The sequence below is a fragment of the Paenibacillus guangzhouensis genome, from assembly GCF_009363075.1.
Lineage (GTDB): Bacteria > Bacillota > Bacilli > Paenibacillales > Paenibacillaceae > Paenibacillus_K > Paenibacillus_K guangzhouensis.
The window spans coordinates 5,728,794-5,747,033 of sequence record NZ_CP045293.1 but is presented as its reverse complement, the minus strand read 5'-3'; the positions used below and the strand labels follow the sequence as shown (position 1 = coordinate 5,747,033).

The window sequence follows — 18,240 nt, the reverse complement described above, 5'->3', positions numbered from 1 at the left end:
ATGACAAGGTTCTATCACATCTAACGATTTATTTACTTCAAGCCCTCATAAATGGCGTTCAGCAAACGATGCGTGCCATCACAGCCATATTCCCAGAACATCATACCGCCCAAGCCGTCGTTCTTCACATACTTGCACTTGTGCGTAATGGACTCTTCGTCTTCGTAGGAGATGAATGTGTCGCCGTTGAACAAGTAAGGCGCGCATGCTTCCTCATCCCAATAACGCTTGAAGCCGTTTTTGTTGATATATTCTGCATCCAGCACCGTGAAATCTGGTCCGTAACCTCCAGTCGTGCCTGCCATTTGGTGCAAGCCATTGTTTCGGTTCGGCACTTGCTTCCAGAGGCGGGAATAGAATGCTGCACCTACAACAATCTTCTCGCGCGGCACGCCGGCCTTGATGAACATATTCACCGAAGCCTCCGTGCTGATCCGGAATAAGTCGCCTGTTGGCGTATACAGATTCGTATGATGCCCCGTCAAAACTTGGAATCCTCCGCGCATATCGTAAGTCATGAGCTGCACGAAATCGAGGTACTGCTGTACTTTATCCATTTCCGTGCCATCGATATAGTATTGATCGGCTCCTGCTGCAATAGACAGCAAGTAGTGACGTCCATCCTGCGCGCCCTTACGATCGATCGCTTCGCGAATTTCTTTCAACAATAGCGTAAAGTTGGTCTTATCTTCCGGGCTGGAGTGAATCTCCGCCTCGCCGTAGCAAGGATACTCCCAGTCTAAGTCGATGCCGTCGAGCGGCAAATCCGTTAATAGCTGAACCGCCGATTGTGCCATCTTCTGTCTTCCCGCTTCGGTCGAAGCTGCTTCCGAGAAGCCGCCTGCGCTCCATCCGCCGATAGATAGAATAATCTTCAGTGACGGATGCTCCTGCTTAATCTTGTGCAGCACGTCCGCATTCGTCAATTGTTCGATCGTAATCGCATCATTCTTCACATGTCCGAATGCGACATTGAGGTGCGTCAATTTATTCAAATCTTCCTTCGTCATCTCCGGAAGCTTCGCATTCACACAATAACCCGCTACCATGTATTGCTGTTCCATACGTATGATTCCTCCATTCTCTTCTATCCTTCGTTAACCTACGTTCTCTCTCCAGAGCTTGCCGTCCTCGCGAATGTAGAACATCGCTTGTCCGTCCGCCGATGGCGCCGCGATCTGGAACATCCGGCTCGTCAGTTCAATCGTCGGTTGAATACGCCATTCATCGTCGCCCATCAGCAGCTTCACATCCGCCGTGAATGCGCCATGCTTCTCGTAGTAATTGCGTTCCCGGTAATACAATCTCCGCAGCTCCCACTTGATGTGCTCATCCTGCGGGATCTCGAATGACGTCGGCCCGTTCTCATCCGTGAAGACGACATAGCCCCATAGCTCCGGATAGTGCATATTGATAAGCCCCATCGGCGACCATACCCAATTGTCTTCTGGATAGGATTTGCCTGTCTCCGGGTTGATCACTTTGCGGTACTCACCGTCCACAACTTCGGTGCGCCACTCCACGCGAGAGAAGTTCACGCGCCAGAACTCACCCGTGAGCGGTCCGCGGCCTCCCGGCGCGCATTCCTTCAGGCTCTTCCAAGGAATCGCCACTTCAACGCTCCATCTCCGGTTCTTCGCAGCTGGATTGTTCAACTCTCCGTCAATGTGTACCGCGGTCTTCAGGCCTTGAATATCCCAACCGTTCACCGGAGGGCCGCCGTCGCGGTAAGGCTTTACGAGTAGGAGGTCCCACACCGTATTCAGCGCATTGATCTCGAATTCATAATATTGATGCGTATCACCGTCCGGATCGATGAAGATCTCAAAGTCATTATCATAGAAAATGACCGAATCCCGCTCCGTCAGTGTCGCCCAAATCTGATCTTCTACCATATCCGCTGCAAAATAAAAATATTCGTCATCCCACAGCATTTTCACGCGCGTCTGCTTCCACGGTCTAGGACGAAGGTCGCCTTCGATATCGACGAAATCATCTGTCCAATCCGCAGCCGCCCAGAACGGCTTGTCGACGCGACCGTCCAAGACGAGCGGTCCCGCCGCTCGTCTGCACAGGTAATGCTTAGGAGCATAAGTGATATTCGGCTCCGGTACACCACTGTAATTCATAGATTATGCCTCCCCGTCGAGCAAACCTTCTTGCATCGCCTGGTACACCAGCTGCGAGAACAAGCTGTTCGACCATGCGAACCATTTGCGCGTGAAAATCGTCGGATCATCCGAATGGAATCCTTCGTGCATGAAGCCAGTGTCAGCATCGGTGCTCTCGAGCATCGTGATCATCTCGAGCTTCTCTTCCTTCGTCGTCGCCGTAATGCCCTGCATGGAGAGCGCCATGTGCCAGATGTAGCCGTCCGGCGTATGCGGACTGCCGATCCCTTTGGCCGCTTTGCCTTCGAAGTAGAATGGGTTCTCCTTCGACAACGCAAAGCGTCTTGTATTCTGATAGATTGGATCATCCGCACCGACATAGCCTAGGTAAGGGATCGACATCAAACCTGGCGTACCTGCATCGTCCATGAGGCAGTAGTTGCCGAAGCCGTCGGTCTCGTAAGCGTAGATCGGTCCGAATTCCGGATGGCGGTAGATACCATAGAGCTTGATACCATGGTCAATATCCGCTTCCAAGTCTTTGAGCTCCTTCAAGAAGTCCATATCGCGGAATACCCACTCCGCGAACTCCTGCATGTGGCGAAGGGCCACGACTGCGAACATATTCCCTGGAATGTTGTAGTGGAAATCGCACGCATCATCGCTGGAACGGAAGCCTGACCATACCATTCCTGTATAGTTCACAGGCATGCCTAGTCCGTTGTTGCGCAGGGAATCCTCTGGAATCCCGTTATTCCGCGTGAAACGGTAAGGCGACAATTCGAAATGACGCTGTTCCGTCTTGAACAAGTCATAGATTTTACGCATCGCCGATTTGAAGCCAGCATCGAAGATGTCCGTCAGCTCTGTCTCTTTCCAGTACTTATAAGCAAGACGCATCGAGAAGCAGAGCGAGTCGATCTCGAACTTGCGCTCCCACACCCAAGGAGACATTTCCGTAATGTCCGCTTTGTTCCAATGCCAATCATTCGCTGACTCATTGAATGCATTCGCATATGGATCGATGTGAATGTAGTTGATATGACGCTTAATCAAGCCGCTCAAGATGCGTTGTAGATCCTTGTCTTCCTTCGCGAACGGCACGTAGTGAATCACTTGCTCAACGGAGTCGCGCAGCCAGGAAGCCGGGATGTCTCCCGTAATGATGAAGGTCGTACCGTCATCCATCAATTTCGTTGTCGTCTCAAGCGTATTCGGGAAGCAATTCTTGAATAATTGCAATAGCTTCGGGCGATGAGCAAGCTTCTCTTCCGCTTCTTGCAGCACAGCCTGTATCGATTGTGGCAGCGGCAGCTGCGGCATCGGAATTTTCGGTAATCTGAACTGTTCCATATCTAACACTCCTCTATGAATCTAGCTCCCATTGTTCGCATATGGGCACGAAGCTAGGTTTAATTATGTGTTACAACCGCGCCGGATCCGCCATACATTTCGATTTCCTCGTCGAATTCGAGTTTCACGACGGTTACCTGCTCATGCGTATCTTCCGGTGTCATATGGATCCAAGTCGTGCCCGGGATGTTGAACCATGGCACGCCGCCTTGGATTTCATGCGTCAACTCTTTGCCCGAGTGCAATACGGTAGCTTTGCGGATTTTATTGCAAAGGCCTTTTAGGCAAATATTCTCTCTCGGAACGTCGTAGACGAACAGGTAGAGCGTCTTCTTGTCCTTCGACATCGTGCTGCCACCCAAGTAGTAACGCGTCATGATGCCGTCGATCGTTCCATAAACCGCTTCTTCATGCGTGCGAATCCAATCGCCGAGGCCAAGCAGAATCGCTTCTTGACGCGGATCAACCGTGCCGTCCTCCAGCGGTCCGATATCGAGCAGCATATTGCCGCCCATCGAGATGCAATCACAGAACATGCGAATGATCTGGTTCAGCGATTTATAATTATCATCGGCATGCTGGTAACCCCATGAGCTGTTGATCGTCGTACAGAACTCCCATGGACCTTCTGGACGCGTAATCGGAATGCCTTGCTCTGGCGTCTTGTAATCCCCGTGTCCTTGCAAGCGCGAGTTAATAATAAGATCCTTGTTGAATGATAGGAGGTAATCCTTGAATGCCGGCAAGTTCCACTGCTCCGCACTGCGTTCCCAGTCACCATCGAACCAGAGCAAATCGACCTTACCGAAGTTCGTAAGCACTTCGCGCAGTTGGTTATTGTTAAACTCCAGGAACTTCTGCCATTTCGCTTCATCCTGAATGCCGTCCACTGGGCTGGAGTGCTTGTTCACTTTGCTCAAATCTTCCGGCACCTTGCCGCCTTCGAACACGCTCGGATAATCCGGGTGCGACCAGTCGATCAAGGAGTAGTACATCCCTAGACGAATGCCTTTCTTCGTGATCGCCTCCGCGTACTCCTTAATGATGTCGCGCTTCGCAGGCGTCTTCTTCACCACGTTCAAGTCGCTGTACTGCGTGTCCCACAAGGCAACACCGTCATGGTGCTTCGTCGTTAACACCGCATATTTCGCGCCTGCTTTCTCGAACAGATCCGCCCATTTGTCTGCATCGAATTTCGACGCCGTGAACCCGTCTAATTGCTTCATATATTGCTCGTGCGTAATTCGCCCATTGTAGAATGACCAAGATTCAGACACACCATCTACCGCATAAATTCCATAATGAATAAAAATTCCAAGCTTCGCATCCTCAAACCACTTCTGCATTTCTCCTAACCCCTCTCAATTATTGAATTCGGAATACATGTGCAATCGGCGCCTTCTCTTGCGCGTCTACCTTCGGCATGCGAATCGCGATGCCTTGTTCTGTCCGGCGATAAGTCAAGTTATCCTGGACACCCATCAGATCAATTCGTTTGTCCGATTCGAGCTGAATCGGCAGATGCATTTCTTCCGCAACCTTCTCTTGCTCATCTTTATATAAATAGAACGCATACGTTGTATCGCCTTTTTGCGTAAATTGGTAGTTGCCCACCGAGTATGGCGCGCACGTGCGTGTGCCGTAAATCGCTTCGCCATGCACCTTGAGCCAATCCCCCATCCCTTTGATGCGGGAGATCGCTGTCTTCGACAATCGACCATCCGGCTGCGGCGCCACGTTAAGCGCCAAGTTGCCGCCTTTGGCTACAATCTCCACCAGCAAATGGATCAACTGACGCACCGGCTTATAGTTATCTTCATAACGGAAGGAGAACGCGCTTCCCATCGTGATGCAGCTCTCCCACGGTACGTTCAGCGGGCGCTCCGGCAGCGTCTGCTCCGGTGTAATCAAGTTCTCATATGGACCACCTACCGTGCGGTCAGCCGAGAGCAGCCAAGGTTGAATCTCCCGAGCACGCTCGACCACTTCACCGAGACGGATATCTTGTCCGCTCCGCTCACAGACCCAGCCCGCATCCAGCCAGAGCATATCAATTCGGCCGTAACGCGTCATAAGCTCCATAATCTGTTCGTGCGTAAATTGAACGAAGGCTTCCCACAGCTCCGGATAATCCTTCGGATCATAGGAAGGACCGCGCGTCGTAAAATCGCTTCGCTCCATACCCGGCGCCCAATACGTCGGCGTATTCCAATCCGCCTTCGAGAAGTATGCCGAAATGGCTAGCCCTTTTTCACGGAACGCATCGAATAAATGTTTGCAGATGTCCGCATATTTGTGCGTATGGAACGGACAGTTCGGATCGGTAATGCTGTAATCCGTCGTCTCCGTATCCCACATGCAGAAGCCGTCATGGTGCTTTGTCGTAAAGTTCAAATATTTGAAGCCGTTGTCTGCAGCAAGTTCTGCCCAGAGCTCGGGTTGGAATCGAACGGGGTTAAACGTCTTGTTGAGCGCAAAATACTGCTCCTTGAGCTCCTCGTCCGTCACATCCCAATCTATCTCGTTACGGGACCATTCTTTGTCCTTGTCAATCAAGGCCCAGGATTCAACGACACCGAGCTGCGAATAGGGACCCCAGTGCATCATAAGACCAAGCTTCTGATCCTTGAACCATTCCAGACGTTCGAGCAATAACGGGTCTGTAGGCTTCACCCACTCCTCTTCGCTGCTGTAGTTGTGAACACCTTGCTCGACAATTTGATCTTGTTCTTGATCCTCTACATGATTCTCACTCATACGATACGAACCCTCCATATTGGCGACCTATTCGCCTCAATTTCTAGCAAATTTCTGAATTTATTCTTCATCTTGTCTCAAAACCTCAAATTTTTGGTATCATAGACATGGATGAAAAATGGATCATCTGTAATTCTAGTACTTCGACGGCTGCCAATCAGCTTCGTAGCACGACAACTAGAGGAGGCACTTAGGCATGCATCGAAATTATTTTAAATCGAAGTTATTCTTGAAGTTTATAGGTTCCTATCTACTTATTCTCCTCATTCCTCTACTTTTTGCAACCGTATTCATATATCGCAATGCCGTAAATAATCTTCAATCGGAGATTGAGCAGTCGCATCTCAATCAATTAACCCAGACCAAGACGGTCATTGACGGGAGAATCAAAGAACTGAGTGAAGTGGCTTCACGCATCTCTTATGATCAGCGACTGACACCTTATCGTGTTCACGACCCATATGACAGCTTGGAAGCAATATCTGCACTCAATAACTATAAAGCGACCAGTTCGATTATCTCGGAAATTTTCTTATATTATCATAACGACGACCGAATCTACTCTTCACAAGGGATGTCTTCACTCGATGTCTTCTCAAGCCGGTATGGCTTCACGAACTGGGCGCATAAGGACCTTATCGAAGAACTAAATACGGCGAGATTCCCTTTCATGCATCCCGCGGATACGGTCAATCGGAATACCTACCTGCAGGAGTCGATGCTAGCTTATACCGTTCCAATTACGCCGAATAGCCCGAACCCGCATGGAAGTGTACTCTACTTGATTCGTGAATCGGAGTTCGCTAGTCTAATCAGTTCCGTGCTCGGCAATTATCAAGGATTGACTTACATCTATGACAACAATGGTCAGGTCCTGACGCATTATGGAACGGGCGAGAAGCTCTCCGTCCTAGATGCCCAATCCTTGTTCAAGCTGGAGCCCGGCATTCATGATCAGAAGATTAACGGCCAATCGCATTCGATCGTATCGGTCAAATCGGACAATAACGGCTGGACCTACGTCACTCTGATGACGAGCGACCAATTTTTCAGCAGCATTATCCATGTGCGCAGCTTCATTATTGTGCTATTCTTCATCACGCTATGCATTGGCGCTGCGATGGCCTACATTCTCGCGAGAAGACAATATCATCCCATCTCCGAACTCGTCAATCTGGCAAGTGCGAATTCGGGATCGATTCGCTCCACCGATAACGAGCTGGATCACATTCGCAGTACGTTGCAAGATTACAGCTCTCGCGTTGACTTGCAAGAACCCTATGCACGCAACCATGTCTTATCCACGATCCTGAAATATGGAAGTGCGCGAAGCATAACTCCGGATATTCTGGAAGCCTTCGACCTTCGACTGGATCTGCCGAACCATTTCGTGATGGTATACGCCTGGGAAGTGCAAGAAGAGGAACTCAGCGAAATCCCGGACCGTCAAGCGATGGTCGAGTTGCTCACAAGGATCGAATTCCCTCAGCTGCAAGCACATGCTTACGGCGTCGAGCTGCCTCAATTGGATCAGATTGCGCTCATGGTCGGCTTCGACCACGATAACGCTCTGGGAAATGAACAGCATGTCCGAATCATTGTCGAAGCGGTACGCAGCCATATGCTTGAAATGTTCGATGAGATTCCTGCGATTGGTGTAGGAACCTGCTACGCCAGTGCGGATCAACTGAACCAATCCTTTATCGAAGCCTGCTCCGCCGTAGAACTTCATACGGGACAAGGCGCTGTAACGTACTTCGAGAAGTTGTCCGGGACACCTGACCATACCTTCTTAATTCCAAATGCCGTCCTGCTGAAGCTCTCGCAGAGTTTGAAGCAGGGTAGCTATGATGTCGCAGAACAAATTATTAGTACAGCAATCCGTGACCTTCTTGCATCAGAGCATTCAGCCCTGCTCACCCGCTGCATTTGCTATGATATTCTGAATACCATGCTGAAGACAGCGTCCGAACTTGGCATTCACAATGTCATGCAGGAGGTTGCCTCCAATATGATGTCGAATTCCTTGGATGATCTGGAGCGTCATTTCCACGTGCTCGCCGCGAAGATTTGTTCAGCCATCGAACAGCATCATCAGAAGGAAGAGCACTCACTCATGGATCAGATCGTAAGTTATATCGATGAACACTATATGGATCATTCGCTCAGTCTCGAATCGGTATCCTACGAATATACGATTTCGCCTTCACATCTAAGCCGTTCCTTCAAGGAGAAGGTGGGAATCAACTTCATCCAATATATCTGGCAGAAACGCATGGAGGAAGTTCAACACCAATTGAAGACCACCAATGATCCGTTAAAAGATATCATCATACGTGTCGGATACCTCGACACACCAAACTTCATTCGCAAGTTCAAGAAGGAGACTGGTTATACACCCGGACAGTACCGGAAGCTCTATGCTGATCCGGTGCAGGTGGGCGATGAACTGCCTCCCGATGAACTCACATAGCTGATAGACCAACACCCGGTATGCCTTAGCATAACCGGGATTTGTTGGTTTGAGGCTATATAGGGATTCGATCTTAACGATCGTGAGCCGCTTGATACAGCTCAACGATGCGGTCGCTGCCCATTTTCTTCAATTGTGCAACATATTTATCCCAGTTCGCGAGCGGCTCTTGACCTGTTACGAACTTCGCTTCCATCTGCGTCACATAGGTGTTAAGATCCGACAATAATGCCGTTGCTTCGGATTGCTCCGCATCTGTCAAATAGACGTTCGGGAACGGAGATCTAGCAATTGGAACAAGCTTCTCTTGGTTCTCTTTGTCGATCCAGTCATCGAACGAGCTTCTTAGACCTTTGGTAACTTCGCTCATGTTAATACCTGGAGTCAAGATACCGTAGTTCGGCGTGATTGTACCTTTATATTCTTCACGGTCGCCTCCGCCTGGTACTGGAAGCCATTCTTTTTCTTTCGCATCTTTGTTCTTGAATTTCCACAAGAGGTTCTCAGGACCTTGGTTGAACAATGTAGAACCTTCATAGCTATACAGGTAATCTACCCAACGCATTGTAGCTTCTGGATTCGGGTTGCTGCTCGTAATCGCGAATGTACCGCGGGCCGAGATACCTGGATGCTTACCGTATACTGGGGAACCAGCAACTTCGCTCTTCACCGGCGTCATTAGCGGGTTGTCTTCGCTAGGCTCGCCGCCAAGCGTGAAGTACGGGAAGTAATCGCTGAACAATGCTACTTGGTTGTTCTTTCCTTTTGCTTTCTTCTGCTCATCGGTTTGTGAGAATGTCTCATGGTCCAAGAGGTTCTCTTTCCATAATTTATTTAAGAATGTCAGATAGCCTTTGTAGCCTTCTTCTTGCGGTGTGTAGTGTACTTTGCCGTCTTTATCTGCATAGTAGGCTTCACTGTAAATACCCCAGAATCCGAGGAAGTACATCCGTAGATCGTCAAGTTTTACCGAGGCAAGAGGCACTTCATCTTGCTTGCCATTGCCGTTCGCATCTTCGTCTTTAACACGTTTCAAGTATGTGTACAGCTCATCTGTCGTCTTAGGCAATTCGGTCATGCCGAGTTTTTTCAAGAACTTGCCGTTATACCACATCGGTCCACGATACCATACAGCAGACAAGTCGATATACGGCAACGCATACATATGACCATCCGGTGTCGTGAAAGACTTGCGGATTTCTGGATGCTCATCAAGAACCTTCTTCAAGTTCGGTGCATAGCCGCCATCAATATATGGATCAAGCGGGATAAGAACGCCTTGTGTACCATACGTTACTTGCTCTGCAGGCTTCAAATCCGCCGCGAAGAAAACATCCGGTAAGTTACCGCTCGCGAATACGAGGTTTTTCTTCGTCTCGTAGCTATCAACCGGCGCAAGCTGATACTCCATCTTAATGCCTGTCAATTTCTCCATCTCTTGCATAACAGGCATTTTGTTCCAATCGGCCTGTCCAGCATCTTGCGACATCATCTTAAGTGTAAGCGGCTGGCTTACGATCGGAAACCCCTCTTTCTTCACATCTTTAGCTGCTTCAGTAGTGTTTCCACCCTCTGCTGCTTTCTCTCCTTCTTTGGAGGAACCGCATGCTGCTAACAAGGATGTTGCGAGTGTGAGGCATAGTAACACGGAAGATGCTTTACGAAGTTTCATCATGTTCATACTCTCCCCTTTTTCATATATGGATCAATGAATCAGCCCTTAACGGAACCGATCATAACACCCTGAACAAAATAACGCTGTAAGAACGGATAAACCGCGATAATCGGTAATGTAGCAACAATAATGACGGAATATTTCATCAATGCCGCAACCTCTGCCTTATTATTCAGTGCAGATGCCGTTGCCATATCCATCGCGCCACCGCCTTGTGCCGCCATCTCTTGAAGTACGAGAATCTGACGCAATACGAGCTGAAGCGGATATTTGGCCGCGTCATTGAGATAAATCATCGCCGAGAAGTAACTGTTCCAGTGACCTACACCATAGAATAAAGCCATAACTGCGATAATCGGTGTCGATAATGGCAGAATAATTTTAATGAACATCCGCATATTCGTACATCCATCGATCTGGGCTGCTTCTTGCAGTTCCTTCGGAATCGAAGATTGGAAGAAGGTTCGCGATACGATAATATTCCAAATGGATGCTGCCGATGGGATGATCAGCGCCCACATCGAGTTCACCATGCCTAGCTCCTTGATCAGCAAGTAACTTGGTACCAAGCCGCCGCCGAAGAACATCGTCACCATGAACATCCCCATAAAGAAGTTGCGCCCTACGAAGTCTTTGCGGCTGAGTGCATATGCAGCTGGCAAGGTAACCGCTAAGTTAACCAATGTCCCAATAACCGTGTATAGGATTGTATTTCCATAGCCTGTCCAAATCGCTGCGTTCTCAAATACCCGCTTATAACCCTCGAACGTGATCCCTTTCGGCAGCAGCCACATCTCACCGGACCCGACATACTTCGGATCACTAATCGAGGCACTAAGCATATAGACGACAGGATAGAACACAATAATAAACGCCAGGAATACATAAAAATAGTTGCAAATTAGAAATATCTTGTCCCGTCTAGTTTCTTTAACACCGGAAACCATCAGTCTCACCCCTCTTTTCTACCACAAGCTGTTCTCACTGCTGCGACGTACGATTTGGTTGACGGTAATTAATAGAATAGCGTTAATTACGGAGTTGAACAAACCGACGGCTGTCGAGAAACTGTACTGCGCATCCACAAGACCTGATTTGTAGACGAATGTCGAAATGACATTGGACGCTTCCATATTGAGTGGATTTTGCAGCAATAGGATTTTCTCGAATCCTACCCCGAGCAGACTGCCGATATTCAGAATGAGTAGAATCGTTATCGTCGGCACAATGGTTGGAATGTTAATGTGACGTACACGTTGGAAGCGCGATGCGCCATCGATAATCGCTGCTTCATGCTGCGTTGGATCAACGCCTGAGAGCGCTGCCAAATAAATGATCGTTCCCCAACCTGCACTCTGCCAGACACCGGAAAACACGTACATCGTCTTAAACCATTTCGGATCGGTTAAGAATTGCGGTGCATCGAAGCCTAGCCATGTAATAACGTGTGTAATCAGCCCTGTCGAAGGCGACAAGAACGTAATGATCATCCCTGCCATGACGACGACGGAAATAAAGTGCGGCGCATATGTGACGGTCTGAGCCATCTTCTTGAAGAAGCCGTTCCTTATTTCATTGAATGCCAGTGCCAGGATGATCGGGATCGGGAAGCCGACCACAAGCTCATACAAGCTGATGCTAAGTGTGTTCCATAGCAAGTCCCAGAAATAGTAGGATTCAAAGAATCGAGTGAAGTGATCGAACCCGACCCACGGGCTTCCGAGAATCCCTTTTGTCGGAATGAAATTTTTGAATGCGATCTGTATGCCGTACATCGGACCATAATGGAAGATCAGGAAATACAAAAACGCTGGTGCAATGAATACATAAAGTTCCCAGTTCTGAGCAATGCGCTTCCACAATTTCTTGTCTTTCGACTTTACTGAAGGAAGTGTGTTGCTCGTTAGGGCCCCATTGGTATTCTGCATAGGTGTCACCCCTTCCTGATAAATGTAGTTGTCGTTAGCATCGTCATCCATGCTTGGAATCGAACCTTGCTAGCGCTTACATCAAACATACCGGGGATCAGAATGACCGTAAATATGTCATTTTGGACGGTGCCTGCTAACGCTTACAGTATACGTTTTCATCATTTTCACAAGATCGTTTCCACATAGTGACAATGTGTTGTTTTTGCTCAAAAACCGCGCCGTTACGCCATTCGCAAATTTGACCAATCGCAAAAACAGCGAAAAATCGGGCTTTTCCTGTGGTGGGTTGTAAGCGATATCAAGAATGACATGCGCCTGTAAATAGCAATAAACAAAAAAAATGAGCCGCGTGCCAACTTCGCACAATGGCCCATCCTAATTAGTTACTTGAACAGATATTGAAGTATGACACCGAACATCGCTAAGCCTAGTACAATCCCTACGACGATTCCATGCCGCTTCTTATTCATGACCACGACGGCAATATATTCGCGAATCATCGCGTTAGGCCAATAGTAGAGCGCTGTCTTTGCCCCGATGCCTTGACTGGACAACCCTGCAAGACGCGCATACATGCCAGCCCGGAACAGATGGAAATTATTCGTTGCGAAGATACTGTTGTAGCTGTCCCCTTTTAGCCCATCCATGATCCTCTTAGAAAACAACATATTCTCATACGTATTCCTGGATTGATTCTCCTGAATCGTATGCTCTATCGGTATTCCTTTGTCCACCGCGTAAGCTTGCATCGCTTCGGCTTCCGACAGATTCTCATCCGAGCCTTTGCCGCCTGATAGAATGATGGTCGGCGGCGTTCCGACGGCTTCCTGCTTGCGATAAAATTCAATGGCCTTATTAATTCGATTCGCAAGCAATGGCGGGACCTGATTACGAATCAAACCGCTCCCTAACACGATAATAAAATCTTGACGATATCTCGGTTTGTTGAATTGATACAGGAAGTAAGCCGACAGGAAACTGAATAAATTCACCAGGAAGTAGAGGAAAATGAACATAACCCCAGGATACAAGATTTGAATTTCCTTCGGTAAATAACGAATCGGCTGGATAATCGAAAGAATGATAAACAGTAAAATACCAATGCCTAAAATCAACGTGAGATAATTCGAAAACTTACGACCTTCCTTGCGAATCAGGATTCTCGCATTGATGAACAGCACAATGACCAGAGCGTATACGCCAAAAGTCAACATGATCACGATCAGGACGATCGGAATGATCGCTAGAATTTTGAGAAATGTCTGATCGGATGCAAAGGCTGCAATAATGCTCGCAATTCCTGTCGAGCAGATGAAAATATTAAACAAAAAACCATTCACCGTTCGCCTCGGATCTCTAAGATAGAACCAAAGGAATAGAACGAATGAAAGAACTGGAACAAACCACCAGTAAAAACCCATGCTGCGTTAGAACACCTCTTCTATACAATCATTACAATCATTTCGTCGAATCCAACGGCATCGTTGTCGTATCGATCGCCTCTTCTGCACGCGCGAATCGCTTCTCAATCCGCTTGCTTACCCATAAGGATGCCACAATGAAGAGAACGACATACAACAGCTCGATTGGACGCTCCATAAATCTCTTCAGATCATAACCAATATAAGAGACCATGAAGACCATAATCGCCTTACCCATGCCGCAAGCTAAGAGGAAGGAGCGAAATGGCATACGTGCCGCTGCAGCGGCAACGGTGACGGCGACGAACGGTCCGACAGGCAAAATGCCGAGCAGGAACACATAGCTAAATGCATTCTGCCGCGCCCAACGCATCCCGCGTTGAACCTTCGGCTTCGACGTCCAGCGCTTCGCGAATCTGGATCCGGATATTTTGGCTACGATCAGGTAGGTCACGGCACAGCCGCTCACGAGCCCAATCCACGAATATAAAAACCCGAGCCAGAACCCATAGACAGCCGCATTCCCTCCCACCAGCACAATCGTTGGCAGCGGCGGAACGAAGGACTTCATAAAGGTTAGGAAGATACCGGGGAACGGCCCTAGCGAGCGATATTTCTCCAGCAGCTCCACCCAGTTACCGTCAGATATATAGGATAGAATATCAGCAATCATCTCTAATGATGCACCTACTTCTCGATTTCATTCTTCCTATTATAGCACCGAACAGACGCAGGTAGATAGGATTAATCCTTGCCATGGATGCGCTCAATTTCCTGCATCGACATTTGATTCGAAGCTTGCAAGAAATCGAGAATTACCCTCAGTTCCTGGTCCGAATAACGTGCTAACAATTTCAATGTATTCTCCTGAATGGAACGGAACCGCTCACCAATTCGCGCAACCTGCTCTGGGACGGCTCGCACAATGACTTTGCGGCGATCGTTCGGATCCTTCTCTCTTCTCGCAAATCCCGCCTTCTCCAATCGATCAATAATGCTTGTCACTGCGCCTGTAGTAAGTCCCGTCAATCCTGCAAGCTGCCCCGCGGTAACGCCTTCCCCCTCGCCTTGGCTGAGGAACATGAGACATTTATGATCGGTAGCATTTAATCCGTACTCATCCGCAATCGCTTGATGGAACATCACGGCGCGCGCGCTATTCTCTCGTATTTGTTCGATTAATGCCCCGTACAAAGGCGGCAGTTCGGGCTTATGATCCGTTGACATGGCAAAACACTCCTGTTATGATGAAAAATATCTTAATTCAATAAGATATTTAATTCAACTTAATAAGTTAATGAATGGATATTGTGAATTCAGTTCAGTATACCACAGGATCATGAAAAGGAGAGAAGCGAATGAACAGTCCAACCATGAATGATCGCCAAGCGATCCAAAACCTATTCATCCGATTGTCGCAAGCTTGGGATGCAGGAGACGGGGTAGCTTATGGACGGTGCTTCACAGCAGATGCGGATTATGTGACATTCAACGGGGAGCATCTCCGAGGGCGGCAAGCCATCGATACGGTGCATCAGCAGCTGTGGAATGGCGTGCTCCGCGGATCGAAGCTACTGTATCTGGACGCCGAACTGACCCTACGCTTCCTCTCACCGGAACTCGCGATCGCTCACGCAACGGGGATCGTACAGCTGCGGTTCCATAAGAAGCCCCCAACGTCCCGCCAATCCATCAATAGTAATGTGCTCCTCAAAGTCAATGGCGAATGGCAGATCGCTGCCTTCCATAATTGTCGTATCAAACGGCCGAACTGGCTCCAGCGCTGGATGATTCGCTCGAAATAAACGGATGCCGGCATCGATTTTACGATTTCGTTTAAATGTTGTTTAAATAGATCGTGTATACTGCTGTATATAGCCCTGTAGGAGGTTGTATACATGACGAATATTATGATCGTCGATGACGATGCCCATATTCGAGAGCTTGTCTCTCTATTCCTGAAGCAAGAAGGATTTCAGACTTGTGAAGCAACGAATGGCCTTGAAGCGCTCGACCTGATGGAACGTTTGAAAGTCGACATGATGATTCTCGACATTATGATGCCGAAGATGGATGGGTGGGAGTTATGCCGCCAGCTGCGGAGGCACTACGATATACCGCTCCTCATGTTGACGGCCAAAGGGGAGACGACGCAGAAGTTAAAGGGCTTTGATCTGGGGACGGACGATTACCTCGTGAAGCCCTTCGATCCGTTAGAACTCGTCGCGCGGGTGAAGGTATTATTGAAGCGATATCAGATTACGGCTTCTCAGGTTGTTACCTTAGGCCAAATGCAGCTTAACCACAACACGCTTGAAGTGACCCATAGCCGAGGCGATTCCATTACACTGCCACCCAAGGAATTCGAGCTGCTATTCAAATTAGCGAGTTACCCCGAGAAGACTTTTACACGGGAACAGTTGATTCAAGACATATGGGGTTATGACTTCGAAGGCAATGAGCGGACGCTCGATGTGCATATGAATCGACTGCGGGACCGCTTCCCGCAAGACGCTTATGGTTTCCGCATACGCACGGTACGCGGGATCGGTTATCGCCTCGAGATTGAGGCCGAGTCATGATCAAGCGCATTCGAGAGCAGCTGTGGTTCCGCATCTTCCAAGCGACCATCACCATTATTTTCTTCTTCGTCGGCAGCGGGGCGGCAGCCTACGGTCTCTACTATTGGCTCCGCGATAAGATGTCGCTGCCATCGTCGCTTTTTCTAAGCTTCCTCATTATTCAATTCGCAGCACTGATTATTATGGCGACGATCGCAATACCTCTCGCGTTCTATGCGAAGCGCAAGTCCGAGAAGACCTTCAACCTCGTCATTACAGCTTTGCAGCGCATTGCCAAGGGCGACTTCTCCGCCTATATTAATCCGCAGGAGCGTGTGGACGATGAATTCGGGCAGATCATCACGAACATTAATGATATGGCCGTCCAACTGAATGAGCTCGAGAACATGCGGCAGGAGTTCATCTCCAATGTCTCGCATGAGATTCAATCTCCGCTCACCTCCATTCGCGGTTTTGCAAGAGCCTTGCAGCGAACAGATTTGGAGACAGATATGCGCTCGCATTATCTCGATATTATTGAGACGGAGAGTGTACGATTATCGAAGCTGAGCGAGAACTTACTGAAGCTGACTTCCCTAGAGTCGAAGCATCATCCTTTTGACCCGAAGCCGTATCGACTAGACTTGCAGCTCAAAACAACCATTCTCGCATGTGAACCGCAATGGCAGGAGAAGCAGATTGAGATCGAAGCAGAAATGCCCGAGTGTATCGTCACCGCAGATGAAGAGATGATGAGTCAAGTATGGATCAACCTCATTCATAACAGCATTAAATTCACACCTGCGAACGGATTGATCACAGTGCGCGTCGAACGTGAACAGCCGAATCACGGCCCTGTTCGTGTACATATTACGGATACGGGCATCGGGATGGACGCGAAGGCGCAGAAGCATATTTTCGAACGCTTCTATAAAGCCGATGTCTCACGGAACCGGGAGATCGGCGGCAACGGCTTAGGCCTATCCATCGTGAAGCGAATAATCGATATGCATGAGGGGAGCATTTCCGTAAAGAGCGCCCTCGGGGAAGGAACGACGTTTACCGTTGTTATGCCTATGCCGCAAGCGCAGTCCCCTCCTAACAACGACATAGAGGTGAACCTATGAACGCAACAATAGAACGATTGCAGCATTGGATCAAGGAGGTTCCCGCAAGACTTGCGAACCTATCTGAACACGATTTTTCCGAACGACCGCAACCGCATAAATGGTCCAAAAAAGAAATTCTCGGACATTTATGTGACTCCGCATTGACGAATATTCAGCGATTTGTACGTGCACAATATGAATCGCAGCCTTACGTCGTGCTTAAATATGCGCAGAACCAATGGGTGGAGCACATGAATTATCAGAATCAGTCTGTGTCGCAGGTGCTAAATCTATGGATTGCTCTGAATACACAAGCGCTAAGTGTCATTACCACCATTCCTGAGGACAGGTTAATGTACACCTGTGATATCGGTGAAGGGCAGATCGTCACGTTGGAGTGGTTGATTAAAGATTACGTGGAGCATTTGGAGCATCATCTCGGTCAGATCTTTGGGCCATAACCTTCATAGCCCCATAAAATAAAAGAAATGTCCTCAAATAGGACATTTCTTTTCGTTTCGTTCATCTCGAATCTACATCTGCACCCAACCACTTAAAATCGCTAGAACGCCGACACCAATACATATCATTCCAACAGTCTGCAAATTCTTTGTTGAGGATCTTCTCACCGTAAAGGTGATTCCTAATAGAATGATGATGACACCCAAAATAACGCTCAACCAAAAAAATTGTGGAGCAAAATTCTCAAGCATACGATCGACAAATCCTTCAATTTTTTGTTCCATTTGTGTTAGACCTCCATACAGCTATTTTTTTTCATTACTGTGTTTGCAACTATTCAACCATTCTTCATCCATCCCATTTACATACATATATATGTATGTATTC

At 48.4% G+C, this 18,240-nt stretch carries 17 protein-coding genes; 5 read left to right on the top strand and 12 right to left on the bottom strand.

All coding sequences use genetic code 11. The features are described 5' to 3' along the window. Positions 1–32 precede the first annotated feature (32 nt). Genes GCU39_RS25955 through GCU39_RS25935 form a run of 5 tightly spaced genes read right to left on the bottom strand, consistent with a single transcriptional unit; the run spans position 33 to position 6,221 of the window. A complete protein-coding gene (locus tag GCU39_RS25955) occupies positions 33–1,064 on the bottom strand; it encodes a glycoside hydrolase family 18 protein (RefSeq protein ID WP_152396115.1) in 1,032 nt (343 codons plus the stop codon). Between the two features lie 33 nt (positions 1,065–1,097). Beyond that, positions 1,098–2,129, bottom strand: coding sequence for a carbohydrate-binding family 9-like protein (locus GCU39_RS25950; protein ID WP_152396114.1), 1,032 nt, complete (start codon positions 2,127–2,129; stop codon positions 1,098–1,100). A gap of 3 nt (positions 2,130–2,132) precedes the next feature. Then, entirely contained in the window at positions 2,133–3,464 is a 1,332-nt protein-coding gene (locus GCU39_RS25945) for a glycoside hydrolase family 125 protein (RefSeq protein WP_152396113.1), read from the bottom strand. 59 nt (positions 3,465–3,523) lie between these two features. Further along, positions 3,524–4,810: an alpha-L-fucosidase gene (locus tag GCU39_RS25940; RefSeq protein ID WP_152396112.1), complete on the bottom strand. Its 1,287-nt coding sequence runs from the start codon at positions 4,808–4,810 to the stop codon at positions 3,524–3,526. 19 nt (positions 4,811–4,829) lie between these two features. Beyond that, positions 4,830–6,221 carry an alpha-L-fucosidase gene (locus GCU39_RS25935; protein WP_152396111.1) on the bottom strand — a complete coding sequence of 464 codons (1,392 nt, stop codon included), beginning with the start codon at positions 6,219–6,221 and terminating at the stop codon, positions 4,830–4,832. Positions 6,222–6,417: 196 nt separating this feature from the next. Here GCU39_RS25935 and GCU39_RS25930 point away from each other — a divergent pair, with 196 nt between their 5' ends. After that, complete coding sequence (locus GCU39_RS25930; protein ID WP_152396110.1) at positions 6,418–8,694, top strand: helix-turn-helix domain-containing protein; 2,277 nt, start codon at positions 6,418–6,420, stop codon at positions 8,692–8,694. 73 nt (positions 8,695–8,767) lie between these two features. On the opposite strand, the gene GCU39_RS25925 is transcribed toward GCU39_RS25930, so the two are convergent. The 6 genes from GCU39_RS25925 to GCU39_RS25900 all read right to left on the bottom strand — a co-directional run bounded on the left by GCU39_RS25925 (position 8,768) and on the right by GCU39_RS25900 (position 14,948). Next, on the bottom strand, positions 8,768–10,369 hold the full coding sequence (locus GCU39_RS25925) for an extracellular solute-binding protein (RefSeq protein ID WP_152396109.1): 1,602 nt from the start codon (positions 10,367–10,369) through the stop codon (positions 8,768–8,770). Between the two features lie 38 nt (positions 10,370–10,407). Continuing rightward, positions 10,408–11,316, bottom strand: coding sequence for a carbohydrate ABC transporter permease (locus GCU39_RS25920; RefSeq protein ID WP_152396108.1), 909 nt, complete (start codon positions 11,314–11,316; stop codon positions 10,408–10,410). 18 nt (positions 11,317–11,334) lie between these two features. Continuing rightward, entirely contained in the window at positions 11,335–12,297 is a 963-nt protein-coding gene (locus GCU39_RS25915; protein ID WP_152396107.1) for an ABC transporter permease, read from the bottom strand. Positions 12,298–12,683: 386 nt separating this feature from the next. Next, positions 12,684–13,721: a YdcF family protein gene (locus GCU39_RS25910; RefSeq protein WP_152396106.1), complete on the bottom strand. Its 1,038-nt coding sequence runs from the start codon at positions 13,719–13,721 to the stop codon at positions 12,684–12,686. Between the two features lie 37 nt (positions 13,722–13,758). After that, complete coding sequence (locus tag GCU39_RS25905; RefSeq protein WP_152396105.1) at positions 13,759–14,394, bottom strand: TVP38/TMEM64 family protein; 636 nt, start codon at positions 14,392–14,394, stop codon at positions 13,759–13,761. Between the two features lie 71 nt (positions 14,395–14,465). Then, positions 14,466–14,948 (bottom strand): MarR family winged helix-turn-helix transcriptional regulator, encoded by a 483-nt coding sequence (locus tag GCU39_RS25900; RefSeq protein ID WP_152396104.1) that lies wholly within the window; start codon positions 14,946–14,948, stop codon positions 14,466–14,468. A gap of 131 nt (positions 14,949–15,079) precedes the next feature. Between GCU39_RS25900 and GCU39_RS25895 the strand changes: the two genes are divergently transcribed. From GCU39_RS25895 to GCU39_RS25875, 4 genes are all read left to right on the top strand, one after another. Next, a complete protein-coding gene (locus tag GCU39_RS25895; RefSeq protein WP_152396103.1) occupies positions 15,080–15,526 on the top strand; it encodes an SgcJ/EcaC family oxidoreductase in 447 nt (148 codons plus the stop codon). Positions 15,527–15,619: 93 nt separating this feature from the next. Further along, the gene (locus GCU39_RS25885) at positions 15,620–16,303 is read left to right on the top strand and encodes a response regulator transcription factor (protein WP_152396102.1); all 684 of its coding nucleotides are present in this window, start codon (positions 15,620–15,622) and stop codon (positions 16,301–16,303) included. Beyond that, a complete protein-coding gene (locus GCU39_RS25880) occupies positions 16,300–17,409 on the top strand; it encodes a sensor histidine kinase (protein ID WP_152396101.1) in 1,110 nt (369 codons plus the stop codon). The genes GCU39_RS25885 and GCU39_RS25880 overlap by 4 nt, the downstream gene beginning before the upstream one ends. Beyond that, positions 17,406–17,852: a DinB family protein gene (locus GCU39_RS25875; RefSeq protein WP_152396100.1), complete on the top strand. Its 447-nt coding sequence runs from the start codon at positions 17,406–17,408 to the stop codon at positions 17,850–17,852. The genes GCU39_RS25880 and GCU39_RS25875 overlap by 4 nt, the downstream gene beginning before the upstream one ends. Positions 17,853–17,924: 72 nt before the next feature. Here GCU39_RS25875 and GCU39_RS25870 read toward each other — a convergent pair whose 3' ends face one another. Beyond that, entirely contained in the window at positions 17,925–18,137 is a 213-nt protein-coding gene (locus GCU39_RS25870) for a hypothetical protein (protein WP_152396099.1), read from the bottom strand. Positions 18,138–18,240: the final 103 nt, after the last annotated feature.